Origin of the sequence: Pseudokineococcus sp. 5B2Z-1 (assembly GCF_037482305.1) — a bacterium.
In the GTDB taxonomy this organism is placed as follows: Bacteria; Actinomycetota; Actinomycetes; order Actinomycetales; family Quadrisphaeraceae; genus Pseudokineococcus.
The window spans coordinates 523,810-537,184 of record NZ_JBBHZG010000001.1; the positions used below are offsets into that span (position 1 = coordinate 523,810).

At 74.0% G+C, this 13,375-nt stretch carries 10 protein-coding genes and 1 pseudogene; 5 read left to right on the plus strand and 6 right to left on the minus strand.

Annotation, left to right across the window (positions count from 1 at the left end; genetic code table 11):
- Positions 1-104 precede the first annotated feature (104 nt).
- The 5 genes and pseudogenes from WDV85_RS02220 to WDV85_RS02240 all read left to right on the plus strand — a co-directional run.
- Positions 105-425, plus strand: a pseudogene (locus WDV85_RS02220) (L-rhamnose mutarotase); the annotation flags it as partial.
- A 107-nt stretch (positions 426-532) separates the two neighbouring features.
- On the plus strand, positions 533-1,711 hold the full coding sequence (rhaI, locus tag WDV85_RS02225; protein ID WP_339569057.1) for an L-rhamnose isomerase: 1,179 nt from the start codon (positions 533-535) through the stop codon (positions 1,709-1,711).
- On the plus strand, positions 1,711-3,846 hold the full coding sequence (locus WDV85_RS02230) for a bifunctional aldolase/short-chain dehydrogenase (protein ID WP_445263144.1): 2,136 nt from the start codon (positions 1,711-1,713) through the stop codon (positions 3,844-3,846). The genes rhaI and WDV85_RS02230 overlap by 1 nt, the downstream gene beginning before the upstream one ends.
- Before the next feature lie 88 nt (positions 3,847-3,934).
- The gene (locus WDV85_RS02235) at positions 3,935-5,362 is read left to right on the plus strand and encodes a rhamnulokinase (RefSeq protein ID WP_445263170.1); all 1,428 of its coding nucleotides are present in this window, start codon (positions 3,935-3,937) and stop codon (positions 5,360-5,362) included.
- A gap of 130 nt (positions 5,363-5,492) precedes the next feature.
- On the plus strand, positions 5,493-6,542 hold the full coding sequence (locus WDV85_RS02240; RefSeq protein WP_339569060.1) for a 3-hydroxyacyl-CoA dehydrogenase family protein: 1,050 nt from the start codon (positions 5,493-5,495) through the stop codon (positions 6,540-6,542).
- Positions 6,543-6,598: 56 nt separating this feature from the next.
- On the opposite strand, the gene WDV85_RS02245 is transcribed toward WDV85_RS02240, so the two are convergent.
- From WDV85_RS02245 to WDV85_RS02270, 6 genes are all read right to left on the minus strand, one after another.
- On the minus strand, positions 6,599-7,030 hold the full coding sequence (locus WDV85_RS02245) for a (deoxy)nucleoside triphosphate pyrophosphohydrolase (RefSeq protein ID WP_339569061.1): 432 nt from the start codon (positions 7,028-7,030) through the stop codon (positions 6,599-6,601).
- A gap of 115 nt (positions 7,031-7,145) precedes the next feature.
- A complete protein-coding gene (locus WDV85_RS02250) occupies positions 7,146-8,918 on the minus strand; it encodes a BCCT family transporter (protein WP_339569062.1) in 1,773 nt (590 codons plus the stop codon).
- Between the two features lie 251 nt (positions 8,919-9,169).
- Positions 9,170-10,252, minus strand: coding sequence for an ABC transporter ATP-binding protein (locus WDV85_RS02255; protein WP_298806166.1), 1,083 nt, complete (start codon positions 10,250-10,252; stop codon positions 9,170-9,172).
- On the minus strand, positions 10,245-11,327 hold the full coding sequence (locus WDV85_RS02260; protein WP_339569063.1) for an ABC transporter ATP-binding protein: 1,083 nt from the start codon (positions 11,325-11,327) through the stop codon (positions 10,245-10,247). The genes WDV85_RS02255 and WDV85_RS02260 overlap by 8 nt, the downstream gene beginning before the upstream one ends.
- The gene (locus WDV85_RS02265) at positions 11,324-12,247 is read right to left on the minus strand and encodes an ABC transporter permease (protein WP_445263171.1); all 924 of its coding nucleotides are present in this window, start codon (positions 12,245-12,247) and stop codon (positions 11,324-11,326) included. Before WDV85_RS02265 ends, WDV85_RS02260 begins: the two co-directional genes overlap by 4 nt.
- Before the next feature lie 85 nt (positions 12,248-12,332).
- The gene (locus WDV85_RS02270; RefSeq protein WP_339569065.1) at positions 12,333-13,256 is read right to left on the minus strand and encodes an ABC transporter permease; all 924 of its coding nucleotides are present in this window, start codon (positions 13,254-13,256) and stop codon (positions 12,333-12,335) included.
- Positions 13,257-13,375 lie beyond the last annotated feature (119 nt).

The window sequence follows — 13,375 nt, forward strand, 5'->3', positions numbered from 1 at the left end:
CCCACCGGTGGGCCGGGTCGCTCGACGCGAGCGGTGGTCGCGGCGTTGACCGCCGCGATCGCCGCCCCTAGGGTCTGGAACGTTTCACGAGCCGAGGAGCGACGGTGCCTCACTACTGCTTCACCCTCCAGGTGCGCCCCGACCGCCTCGAGGAGTACACCCGCCGGCACGCCGCGGTCTGGCCGGAGATGCTCGAGGCCCTCGCGGCGTCGGGCTGGCGCGACTACCGGCTCTTCCTGCGCGAGGACGGGCTCCTCGTCGGCACCGTCGAGGCCGACGACCTCGACGCCGCCCAGGCGGCCATGGACGCCACCGGGGTCAACGCCCGCTGGCAGGCCGACATGGCGCCCTTCTTCGCCGACCTGCCGGGCGGCCGCCCGGACACCGGCTCCGTGCGCCTGACGTGCGTCTTCGACCTCGACGCGCAGCGCTCCGGCCCAGCCCCCGCGAGCGACGCCCCCACCAGCGACCCCGGCACGACCGACGCCAGCACGACGGGCACGAGCCCGACCGACCCGACCGGAGGCCTCCGATGACCACCCCCGAGCAGCGGCGGCAGAGCGCCGCCGACGCCCTCGCGCAGCAGACGATCGAGCTGCCGAGCTGGGCCTTCGGCAACGCGGGCACCCGCTTCAAGGTCTTCCCGACCGCGGGCGTCCCCCGCGACCCCTTCGAGAAGATCAGCGACGCCGCGCAGGTGCACCGGCACACCGGCGCGGCCCCGCGGGTCTCGCTGCACATCCCGTGGGACCTCGTCGACGACTTCGGGAAGCTGGCCGCGCACGCCGCCGACGAGGGCGTGACGCTCGGGACGATCAACTCCAACGTCTTCCAGGACGACGACTACAAGCTCGGGTCGCTGACCAACGCCGACCCGGCCGTCCGGCGCAAGGCCGTGCAGCACCACCTGCAGTGCCTCGACGTCATGCGCGCCACGGGGTCGAAGGACCTCAAGATCTGGCTGCCCGACGGCACCAACTACCCCGGGCAGGACGACCTGCGCGACCGCCAGGACCGGCTCGCCGAGTCGCTGGCCGAGATCTACGCCGCGCTCGACGCGGACATGCGGATCGTCCTCGAGTACAAGTTCTTCGAGCCCTACTTCTACGCGATGGACATCCCGGACTGGGGCACGTCGCTCCTGCACTGCCTGGCGCTGGGCGAGCAGGCGATGGTCGTGCTCGACACCGGCCACCACGCGCCGGGCACCAACATCGAGTTCATCGTGGCGCAGCTGCTGCGCGCGGGCCGGCTCGGCGCCTTCGACTTCAACTCGCGCTTCTACGGCGACGACGACCTCATGGCCGGCGCGGCCGACCCCTTCCAGCTGTTCCGGATCATGAACGAGATCGTGCGGGGCGACGCCCTGCGGCCGGACTCGGGCGTCAACTTCATGCTCGACCAGTGCCACAACATCGAGGAGAAGGTCCCGGGCCAGATCCGCTCGGTGATGAACGTCCAGGAGGCGACGGCGAAGGCGCTGCTCGTCGACCGCGAGGCGATCGGCGAGGCGCAGCGGTCCGGTGACGTGCTCGCGGCCAACGGCCTGCTCATGGACGCCTACAGCACCGACGTGCGCCCGCTGCTCGCCGAGGTCCGCGAGAGCCGCGGCCTGCCCGCCGACCCGTACCGCGCCTTCGCCGCCTCGGGGTACCTCGAGCGCGTCCGCGCCGAGCGGGTCGGCGGCACCCAGGCCGGGTGGGGCGCCTGATGCCCGGCGCGCCCGGCGGCAGCAGCGACGGCCCGACCATCCCCTCCCCCGACCCCGGATCCGACGCCGACCAGGAGACCCGCGTGAGCACCCCCGTCGACGACCTCGTCGCCCGCTCCAACGCCCTCGGGGCCGACCCGACGACGACCAACTACGCCGGCGGCAACACCTCCGCGAAGGGCGTCGACGTCGACCCCGCGACCGGCCGCGAGGTCGAGCTGCTGTGGGTCAAGGGCTCCGGCGGCGACCTCGGCACCCTGACGCCCGAGGGCCTCGCCGTCCTGCGCCTGGACCGGCTCCGGGCCCTGGTCGACGTCTACCCCGGCGTCGACCGCGAGGACGAGATGGTCGCCGCCTTCGACTACTGCCTGCACGGGCGCGGCGGCGCGGCGCCCTCCATCGACACGGCCATGCACGGCCTCGTCGAGGCCGCGCACGTCGACCACCTGCACCCCGACTCCGGCATCGCCCTGGCCACCGCCGCCGACGGCGAGGCGCTCGTCCGCGAGGTCTTCGGCGACCGCGTGGCGTGGGTGCCGTGGCGCCGCCCCGGCTTCCAGCTCGGGCTCGACATCGCCGAGGTGGCGCGGGCCAACCCCCGCGCGATCGGCTGCGTGCTGGGCGGGCACGGCATCACGGCCTGGGGCCGGACGAGCGAGGAGTGCCGGGAGCGGTCGCTCGAGATCGTCCGCACCGCCGAGCGCTTCCTCGCCGAGCGGGAGGCGGCGTCCGGCGCCCACCCCTTCGGCGAGGAGCTCGAGGGCCACGGCCCGCTCCCCGAGGCCGAGCGCCGCGAGCGCGCCGCCGCGCTCGCGCCCGTGCTGCGCGGGCTCGCGTCCACGGACGCGCCCCAGGTGGGCCACTACGACGACTCCCCCGCCGTCCTCGACTTCCTCGCCCGCTCCGAGCACCCCCGGCTCGCCGCGCTCGGCACCTCCTGCCCCGACCACTTCCTGCGGACGAAGGTCCGCCCCATGGTCGTCGACCTGCCGGCCACCGCGCCGCTCGAGGAGGTCCTCGAGCGCCTGCCCGCCCTGCACGAGGCCTACCGCGCCGACTACACGGCCTACTACGAGCGCCACGCCGACGCGGCCAGCCCGGCGATGCGCGGCGCCGACCCCGCCGTCGTCCTCGTCCCCGGCGTGGGGATGTTCACCTACGGCGCGGACGCGCAGACCGCGCGGGTGGCCGGCGAGTTCTACCGCAACGCCATCGGCGTCATGCGCGGCGCCGAGGCCGTGAGCACCTACGCGCCCATCGACGAGGTGGAGAAGTTCCGCATCGAGTACTGGGCGCTGGAGGAGGCCAAGCTCGCCCGCCGCCCGCGCCCGAAGCCGCTCGCGACCCGCGTCGCGCTCGTCACCGGCGCGGCCTCCGGCATCGGCAAGGCCGTCGCCACGCGCCTCGCGGCCGAGGGCGCCTGCGTCGTCGTCGCCGACCTCGACCTCGCGAAGGCGCAGGAGGCCGCCGCGGGCATCGCCGGGGCGAAGGGCGCCGACGTCGCCGTCGGCGTCGCCGTCGACGTGTCCGACCCGGAGGCCGTGGCCGCCGCCGTGCGCGACGCCGTGCTCGCCTTCGGCGGGCTCGACCTCGTCGTCAACAACGCCGGCCTGTCGATCTCCAAGCCGCTGCTGGAGACGACCGAGAAGGACTGGGACCTCCAGCACGACGTCATGGCCAAGGGCAGCTTCCTCGTGTCGCAGGCAGCGGCGCGGGTGCTCGTCCCCCAGGGCATGGGCGGCGACGTCGTCTACATCTCGAGCAAGAACAGCGTCTTCGCCGGGCCCAACAACATCGCCTACTCCGCCGTGAAGGCCGACCAGGCCCACCAGGTGCGCCTGCTCGCCGCCGAGCTCGGCGAGCACGGCGTCAAGGTCAACGGCGTGAACCCCGACGGCGTCGTGCGCGGCTCCGGCATCTTCGCCGGCGGCTGGGGCGCGCAGCGCGCGAAGACCTACGGCATCCCGGAGGAGGACCTCGGCGCCTTCTACGCGCAGCGCACGCTGCTCAAGCGCGAGGTGCTGCCCGAGCACGTGGCGGACGCCGTCTTCGTCCTCACCGGCGGCGAGCTGTCGCGGACCACCGGCCTGCACGTGCCCGTCGACTCGGGCGTCGCCGCGGCCTTCCTGCGATGACGGCCCCCGCGACGCGCCGGGGCCGCGCGGGTGGCGCCCGGTGAGCCGGCACGCCGCCGTCGACCTCGGGGCCTCCAGCGGGCGCGTCATGCTCGGGAGCGTCGGCCCCGACCTGCTGGACCTCGAGGAGGTCGCGCGCTTCCGCAACGGGGCCGTCGAGGTCGCCGCCGGCGCCGACGGCCGCGAGCCGCGCCTGCACTGGGACGTCCTCGGCCTGTGGCAGGACGCGCTGGCGGGCCTGGCGCGGGCCGGACGGGCCGCCGGGCCGGAGGGCGTGCGCAGCGTCGGCGTCGACACGTGGGCCGTCGACTACGCGCTGCTCGACGCCGGCGGCGGCCTGCTCGCCAACCCGCGCTCCTACCGCGACGCCCGCACCGACGGCGTCGCCGAGGAGGTGCACCGGCGGCTGCCGGCGGAGGAGCTGTACGCGCGCAACGGGCTGCAGCACCTGCCCTTCACGACGATCTACCAGCTCGTCGTCGAGGCGCGCGGGCCGCTGCTCGAGCGCGCCGACCAGCTGCTGCTCCTGCCCGACCTGCTCGGCTTCTGGCTCTCCGGGCGCCGCGTCGCGGAGTCGACCAACGCGTCGACGACGGGCCTCGCGGACGTGCGCACCGGGCGCTGGGCGCCCGACCTCGTGCGCCTGGCGGGCGTCTCCCCCACCCTGCTGCCCGAGGTCGTGGACGCCGGCACGGCGCTCGGCCCGCTGCTCCCCTCCGTCGAGGAGCCCGCGCGGCTGGCGGGCACCGAGCTCGTCGCGGTCGGCAGCCACGACACGGCCTCCGCCGTCGTGGCCGTCCCGGCCGAGCACGAGCGCTTCGCGTACGTCGCCTGCGGCACCTGGGGGCTCGTCGGCGTCGAGCTGGAGGAGCCGGTGCTGGTGCCGGAGAGCCTGGCCGCGGGCTTCACCAACGAGCGCGGCGTCGACGGGCGGGTCCGCTACCTCCACAACGTCATGGGCCTGTGGGTCCTGCAGGGCTGCCTCGAGGAGTGGCGCCTCGAGGGGGACGTCCGGGGCGCGGGCGGGAGCACCGGCGGGGAGGTCGACCTGGGCCGCCTGCTCGCCGCCGCCGGGGAGCTGCCGGCCGGAGGCCCCGTCGTCGACGTCGACGACCCCGTGTTCCTGCCGCCGGGCCCGATGGTCGGGCGGGTGCAGCGGGCGTGCGAGGCCGCCGGCGAGCCCGTGCCCGTCGAGCGGGCCGCCGTCGTCCGGTGCGTCCTCGACAGCCTCGCGCGGGCCTTCGCCCGCGCCGTGGAGGACGCCGTCCGGCTCTCCGGCCGCGACGTCGACGTCGTCCACGTCGTCGGGGGCGGGGCCCGCAACGCGCTGCTCTGCCGCCTCACCGCGGACGCGTGCGGCCGCCCCGTGCTCGCCGGGCCCGTCGAGGCGACGGCGCTGGGCAACGTCCTCGTGCAGGCGCGGGCGACCGGCGCCGTCGCGGGAGCGCTCGAGGACCTGCGCGCGCTCGTGCGGCGCACGCACCGGCTCGAGCGCTACGAGCCGCGCCGCCGCTGACCGGCCCCCGGCCCCGGCCCCGGCCGACCGGTCGAGCGCGACGCCCGCGCCCGCCCGGGACCGGTGGGCGACAGACTGGGGGGACGAGGCGCGGCGACGTCGCCGGGCCGCCGACGCGAGGAGAAGCACCGTGGCAGTCCGCCGCATCGAGAGCGCCGCCGTCGTGGGCACCGGGTACATGGGCGGCGGCATCGCGCAGTCGCTCGCGATCGCCGGCGTGCCCGTGCAGCTCGCGGACGCCGACGCCGAGACGACCCGCACCAACCACGAGCGGCTGCTGCGCGAGGCGCGCGTCTTCGAGCAGAACGGGCTCTACCCCGCCGGCGCGGCCGACGCCGTCGAGGCGAACCTCCACCCGCGCGAGTCCCTCGAGGACGCGGTGGCGGACGTCGACTGGGTCGAGGAGGCCGTCCCGGAGATCCCCGACCTCAAGCTCGACGTCCTGCGGCAGGTCGACGCGGCCGCCCGCGCCGACGCCATCATCGGCACGAACACCTCGACCATCCCCGTGAAGGTGCTGTCCGCGGCGATCGGCGACAAGAGCCGCTTCCTCACCGTGCACTTCTCCAACCCGGCGCCCTTCATCCCCGGCGTCGAGCTGGTCAGCGGCGAGCACACGGACCCGGCCGTCGTCGAGGCCGTCGAGGAGCTCCTCGCCCGCATGGGCCGCCGCAGCGCCCAGGTCGCCGACGTCCCCGGCTTCGTCCTCAACCGCCTCCAGTTCGTCCTGCTGAAGGAGGCCATGGCCGTCGTCGAGGAGGGCGTCGCGACCCCGCAGGACGTCGACACGGTCGTCAGCACGACCTTCGGCTTCCGGCTGCCCTTCTTCGGCCCCTTCGCCATCGCCGACATGGCCGGTCTCGACACCTACGTGCGCGGCTTCGGGACGCTGCAGGAGGGCTTCGGGGACCGCCTGTCCGCGCCGAGGCTCCTCACCGACGTCGTCGACGCCGGGCGGCACGGCACCAAGAACGGCGGCGGCTTCTACGACCTCGGGCCCGAGCAGCTCGACGAGCTCATCGCCTACCGCGACCGCGCCTACCACCGCATGCAGCAGCTCCTCGACGAGCTCGGCCCCTCGCCGATCCAGCAGGCCGGCATGGCGCAGCTCCCCCAGCGCGAGGGCGAGCCGCCCCGCCCGGACGGCGACGTGCCGGACGCCTCCGGCCAGACCGGCTGAGGCCCGCCGCCCCAGCGGCGGCCCACCCAGGGCTCATCCACCCGCCCACCCCGGGCTCACCCGCCCGCCCACCCCGAGGACCGGGCGAGGACCTCCAGCGGGGCGACGTCGCCGGGCAGCCAGGCGACGTCGCCCCACCGGCCCCCGGGCAGCACCCGCAGCTCGTCGTGGTCCTCGAGCGGCGCGGGCTCCCCCTCCACCACGCGCGCGAGCCACACGCGCATCCGCAGCGCGGAGGACAGGGGCCAGTCGCCGTCGGGCTCGTCGGAGACGAGGCGCCGCCCCAGCGCGACGCGGACTCCGAGCTCCTCGGCCAGCTCGCGGTGCAGCGCCGCGGCCGGGTCCTCCCCCGGCTCGACCTTGCCCCCGGGAAGCTCCCACCCCCCGGCGAGCGACGCGGGGGCGCTGCGGCGGGCGGCCAGGACGCTGCCGGGGCGCACGAGGTCGTCGACGAGCGCCGCGGCGACCACGAGCCGGGTCCCGCTCACGACGGCGCCCCCGTCACGAGAGCCCCGTCCCGCGGACCCGGCACCGGGCGCGCCCGGACGCACCGGACCCCCGCGACGCGTGCGTCGCGGGGGTCCGGTGCGGGCGAGGTGCCGCCTACTTCGTCGCCTCGCGGCGACGACGGCGCAGCACCTTGACGCCGCCGTCGCGACGCCCGTTCGCGGCGTGCGCCCCGTTGCCGTTCGCCGTGTGCGCGTCGAGCGGGTACTCCTCGAGCTGGCCGAAGACGCGCTCGGAGGCCTCCTGCGCGAGCTCGCGGCGCTCCACCGCGCGCATGAGCCGGCGGCGCTCCTCGATCTCGCCCTTGAAGGCCTTGGCGAGCGCCAGCATGATCCCGATGAGGACGAAGCTGAACGGCAGCGCGGTGATGATGGCCGCCGTCTGCAGCGCGGTCAGGGTGCCCGCACCCGCGGAGAGCAGGGCGATGGCCACGGCGCCCTCGAGCAGCGCCCACATGACGCGGCTCCACACCGGCGGGTTCGGGTCGCCCCCGCTCGTCAGCATGTCGACGACGAGCGAGCCGGAGTCCGACGACGTCACGAAGAACAGCGTGATGAGGATGATCCCGGCCACGGCCCAGATCACGCCGCCGGGGATGCCGGACAGCAGGGTGAACAGCGTGGTCGTGGTCTCGACCGAGCCGTCGGCGCCCACGTAGCCGCCGCCCCCGAACACCTCCGCGTACAGCGCGCTGCCGCCGAGGACGGAGAACCACAGGAAGGTGACGACCGTCGGCACGAGCAGGACGCCGGCGACGAACTCGCGGACCGTGCGGCCCTTGGAGATGCGGGCGATGAAGACGCCGACGAACGGCGCCCACGACATCCACCAGCCCCAGTAGTACGTCGTCCACGCCGCCTGCCAGGCCTGCCCGGCCTGGCCCTGGTAGGCCGAGACGTCGAAGGTCAGCTGCAGCACGTTCTGGAGGTACAGGCCCAGCGACTGCACGAAGTCGCGCAGGAGGAACAGGGTCGGGCCCGCGAGCAGCACGGCGACGAGGACGACGCCCGCGAGCACCATGTTGGCGTTCGACAGGATCTTGATGCCCTTGGCGAGGCCGGTGACGACGGAGACGGTCGCGATCGCCGTGATGATGCAGACGAGGGTGACCTGCAGCGTCGTCGTGTCGGTGAACCAGCCGAGGAACTCGAAGCCCGCCCCGATCTGCGACACCCCGAGCCCGAGCGACGTCGCGACGCCGATCACCGTGCCGATGACGGCGATGACGTCGATGGTGTGGCCGAGGCCGCCCTTGACCCGGTCGCCCAGCAGCGGCTCGAGCGCCCAGCGGATGGACACCGGGCGCCCCTTGCGGTGCACCGAGTACGCGATGCCGAGCCCGGCGACGACGTAGATGGCCCAGGCGTGGATGCCCCAGTGGATGTAGGACTGGGTGATGGCCTGCTGCGCGAGGCTCTCGGGCGAGCCCGAGACGCTCGGGCGGGGGCTCGCGAAGTGGTTGAGCGGCTCGGCGACGCCCCAGAAGACGAGGCCGATGCCCATGCCGGTGGCGAAGAGCATGGCGAACCACACGGGCAGCCGGAACTCCGGCTCGTCGTCGTCCTTGCCCAGCTTGATGGAGCCGAAGCGCCCTGCGCCCACCCAGATCGAGAACCCGATGAAGGCCGCGATGAGGAGGACGTAGTACCAGCCGATGCCGCCGACGATGCCGCCCTGGACGGCGTCGAACACGGCCGTCGCCTGCTCCTGGAAGACCAGGGTGAGGATGACGAACGTCAGGATGATGCCGAGCGCGGGGAAGAACACCCAGGGGGCGATCCCCGCGCGGCCCGCGCCCGCGTCCTCCGGCGTCGGCGCGTCGGCCGCCGGGTCACCGCCCGCAGGCGGTCTCGTGGTCGTGCTGCTCATGCGCGTGCTCCTCCTCCGCGGCTGGTGCTCCGCCGCTCGGTCTGCGAGCGCCGGGCGGCGGTGCACGGCGCATGTCCGTCGTACTGGATAACACCGCAGGTGACGGTCTGGCCAACCCGGAAGGGCCTCCGGGTCAGAACGACGCCGGACCGTGACCACCTCGCCACCGGTGCACCGGCGCGCGCCGTGCCCGGACGCGCCGACGGCCGGCCCCGTCACCGGGACCGGCCGTCGTCGTGCTCGCGCCGGGGTCAGCCCGGCAGGTCGTCCGTCGTCGGCACGACCTGGTGGTCCTCGGCGAAGTGGCAGGCCGAGGGGTGGCCCTGCCCGCGGTCGCGCAGCTGGGGGTCCTCCTCGGCGCACACGTCCTGCGCCTTCCAGCAGCGGGTGCGGAAGCGGCAGCCCGACGGCGGGTTGGCGGGGCTGGGGACGTCGCCGCTGAGCAGGATCCGGTCGCCCTTGCCGCGCAGCGCCGGCTCGTGCACGGGCACCGAGGACAGCAACGCCTGCGTGTAGGGGTGCGACGGGTGGCCGTAGACGTCCGCGTCCGTGCCCGTCTCCACGATGCGCCCGAGGTACATGACGCTGACCCGGTGCGAGATGTGCCGGACCACCGACAGGTCGTGGGCGATGAAGAGGTAGGACAGCCCGAGGTCCTTCTGCAGGTCCTCGAGCAGGTTCATCACCTGCGCCTGCACCGACACGTCGAGCGCGGAGACCGGCTCGTCGCAGACGATGAGCTCGGGGCTCATGGCCAGCGCGCGGGCGATGCCGATGCGCTGGCGCTGCCCGCCCGAGAACTGATGCGGGTAGCGGTTGGCGTAGTCGGCGTTGAGGCCCACGCGGTCGAGCAGGTCGCGGATGCGCTTGTCGCGGCCCTTGCGGGGCGCCACGTCGGGGTGGACCGCCCAGCCCTCGGCGACGATGTCGCCCGCCGTCATGCGCGGGTTCAGCGACGAGTACGGGTCCTGGAAGATCATCTGCACCTCGCGGCGGTAGTCCTTCAGCGCGCTGCCGCGCATCTGGGACACGTCCTCGCCCTTGTAGACGATCTCCCCGGCCGTCGGCCGCTCGAGCGCCACGAGCAGCTTCGAGACGGTGCTCTTGCCGCAGCCGGACTCCCCCACGAGCCCGACGGTCTCCGCGCGGTCGACGGTGAGGTCGACGCCGTCCACCGCCCGCACGTGGCCGACCGTCTTCTTGAAGACGATGCCCTGCTGCAGCGGGAAGTGCTTCGCCAGGCCGCGGATCTGCAGGAGCGGCTCGCCGCTCCCCTCCCACCGCCGGCGCGCCTCGCTCGTCCGGCGCTCGGGACGCGTCTGGGTGTCAGCCATGGAGGAGCTCCTCGCTGTAGTGGCACGCCGCACGGCGTCCCGCGGCGACCTCGCGCAGCGGCGGGACGTCGCTCGTGCAGTCCGGCCGACCGCCGTCCCCGCGGCGACCCATCGGGCACCGCGGGTGGAAGGAGCAGCCCGCGGGGATGCGGGCCAGGCTCGGCGGCGCGCCCACGATGGGGTTGAGGCGCTGCCCCTTGCCGTCGAGAACGGGGATCGAGGACATGAGGCCCCGCGTGTAGGGGTGCGCCGGGCTCGTGAAGACGTCGTCGATGGTGCCGGTCTCCACCACCTTGCCCGCGTACATGACGGCGACCCGGTCGGCGACCTCGTTGACGACGCCGAGGTCGTGGGTGATGAGGATGAGCCCCATCCCGGTGTCGCGCTGCAGGTCCTTGAGCAGGTCCATGACCTGCGCCTGCACCGTGACGTCGAGCGCCGTCGTCGGCTCGTCGGCGATGAGGACCTTGGGGTCGAGCGCCAGCGCCATGGCGATCATCACGCGCTGGCGCATGCCGCCGGAGAACTGGTGCGGGTAGTCGTCGACGCGCTGGCGGGCCGCGGGGATGCGCACCCGGTCCATGAGCTCGACGGCCCTGTCCTTCGCCTCCTTCTTGGAGGCGCCCCGGTGGGCGCGGAACATCTCGCCAATCTGGTCCCCGACGCTGTAGACGGGGTTCAGGGCCGAGAGCGCGTCCTGGAAGATCATCGAGACGCCCGGGCCGCGGATCTTGCGCTGCTCCTCGGCGCCCATCTGGAGCATGTCGCGCCCCTCGAAGCGGATCGCCCCGGTGATGTGCGCCGGCGGGACGTCGAGGATGCCCATGATCGCCTGCGCGGACACGGACTTGCCGCAGCCGGACTCGCCCAGGATGGCCATGGTCTCGCCGGGAGCGATCGAGTAGCTCACGCCGTTGACGGCGTTGACGACGGGCCCGCGGGACCGGAACTCCACGTGCAGGTCGTCGACCTCGAGCACGGGCGCGCCCGTGCGGGGGGACGACGTCGCCGTCGCGTCGTCGGTGCGCGTGCCGGCGGCGTGAGATCCGCCGCTGCCGTGGACGGGGCTGGTCATGAGCGCTGCCTCGGGTCGAGGGCGTCGCGCAGGGCGTCGCCCATCATGACGAACGCCATGACCGTCAAGGACAGCACGACGCTCGGGATCAGGACGAGGTGGGGAGCCGTGCGCAGCAGGTTCTGGCCGTCGCTGATCTGCAGGCCCCACGAGTAGTTCGGCCGCTGCAGCCCGACCCCCAGGTAGGTGAGGGCCGCCTCGGCGGCGATGAGGGCGCCGACGGTGATGGTCGCGTAGACGATGACCGGTGCGACGGCGTTCGGGAGGATGTGCCGGACGAGGATCCGCATCGGGCCCGCGCCGAGGGCGCGAGCGGCGGCCACGTAGTCCGAGCTCTTGATGGCGATGACCTGCGAGCGCACGAGCCGCATCGCCGTCATCCAGCCGAAGAAGACGAGCGCGAGGGCGATGGCGCCCGGGCCGCGCTCGGAGATGATCGGGACCGGCTGGCCGAAGATCCGCGCCTCGGGCCCGACCCGCAGCAGGATGAGGGCGCCGAGGATGAGCGGGAGCGCGTAGAAGACGTCCGTGATGCGCGCGAGCAGGGAGTCGACCCAGCCGCCGAAGTAGCCGGCGAGGGCGCCGACGACGACGCCGACCACGAGCAGGCCGATGACCCCGGTGAAGCCGATCTGCAGGCTGTTGCGGGCCCCGTAGACGACCTGCGCCAGGTAGTCGCAGCCCAGCTGGTCGAAGCCGAACCAGTGCGCGCCCGACGGCGGCTGCGCCGAGTTCGCCAGGCTGCAGGCGCGCGGGTCGGCGCCGCGGGCGAAGAGCGCGGGGAAGAGCGCCATGACGAGGAAGAAGACGGCCAGGACGCCGCCGATCCAGAAGAAGGGCTTGCGGCGCAGCTCGGCCCAGGCGTCCCCCCAGAGGGACGCCTGCTTCTCGTCGACGCCGTCCACGTCGGGCGTGGCCAGGGCGGTCGTGCCGACCTCCCGGTCCTCCTCGCGGTCGTGGGGCTCGCCGCCCTCGTCGGGGCGGCGCCGCTGGCTCGTGCTCGGCTCACTCATAGCGGATCCTCGGGTCGAGGACGGCGTAGAGGACGTCGACGACCAGGTTGAAGAAGATGAAGAAGAAGACGAGCAGCGTGATGACCCCGACGACCACGGAGCCCTCCTGGCGCTGGATCGACTCGAAGACCGCCCGGCCGAGGCCGGGGATGTTGAAGACCGACTCGGTGATGATGGCACCGCCGAGCAGGGTGCCGATGTCAGCGCCGATGAAGGTGACCACGGGGATGAGGCTGTTGCGCAGCGTGTGCCGCACGACCACCGTGCGCCGGTCGAGGCCCTTGGCGCGCGCCGTCCGGACGTAGTCGGCGCGCAGGCTGTCGGCCAGGCTCGTGCGCGTGAGGCGCGCCACGTAGGCGAGGGAGATGGCCGCGAGGATGAAGCCCGGCAGCAGGTAGCTGTAGAGGCCCTCGTTGATGCCCGCGACGGGGACGACGCCGAGCCGGACCCCGAGCACGTACTGGCTGACGAAACCCAGGACGAGGACGGGGATGGAGACGAGCAGCGTCGTCGTCACGAGGACGAGGTTGTCGAAGAAGGACCCGCGGCGCAGGCCCGCCAGGACTCCGGCGGCGATGCCGATGATGATCTCGAAGACGATGGCCACGCCCGTGAGGGTCGCGGTCACGGGGAGCCGCTCGCTGATCGTCTGGAGGACGGGTCGTCCGCTGAAGTCGGTGCCGAAGTCGCCCTGGACGAGGCCGAGGACGTACTTGCCGTACTGCACGAGCAGGGGGTCGTCGAGGTTGTACTCGGCGCGGAGCGCGGCCTGGACGGAGGCGGGCAGGGGCCGGTCGCCGGCGAGCGCGCGGATCGGGTCGCCCGGCAGGGCGTACACCATCGCGAAGATCAGGAACGAGGCCCCGATGAGCACGGGGATCGTCAGGAGCAGTCGGCGCGCGACGTAGCGGCCCACGGGTCCCTCCTCGGGTCGGGCGCCGGCGGAGGGTCGGCGCTGGAGCTGGCCGACGAGGTGCCCGGGGGCTCCCTCGCCGGTGCCCTCACGCACCAGGGGTGGGGGGGGGGGGGGGGGGG

Bases quoted from the DNA above. Each gene is read 5' to 3' on its own strand.
- rhaI (WP_339569057.1), top strand. From the start codon at position 533: ATGACCACCCCCGAGCAGCGGCGGCAGAGCGCCGCCGACGCCCTCGCG.
- WDV85_RS02230 (WP_445263144.1), top strand. From the start codon at position 1,711: ATGCCCGGCGCGCCCGGCGGCAGCAGCGACGGCCCGACCATCCCCTCC.
- WDV85_RS02235 (WP_445263170.1), top strand. From the start codon at position 3,935: ATGCTCGGGAGCGTCGGCCCCGACCTGCTGGACCTCGAGGAGGTCGCG.
- WDV85_RS02250 (WP_339569062.1), bottom strand. From the start codon at position 8,918: ATGAGCAGCACGACCACGAGACCGCCTGCGGGCGGTGACCCGGCGGCC.
- WDV85_RS02255 (WP_298806166.1), bottom strand. From the start codon at position 10,252: ATGGCTGACACCCAGACGCGTCCCGAGCGCCGGACGAGCGAGGCGCGC.
- WDV85_RS02260 (WP_339569063.1), bottom strand. From the start codon at position 11,327: ATGACCAGCCCCGTCCACGGCAGCGGCGGATCTCACGCCGCCGGCACG.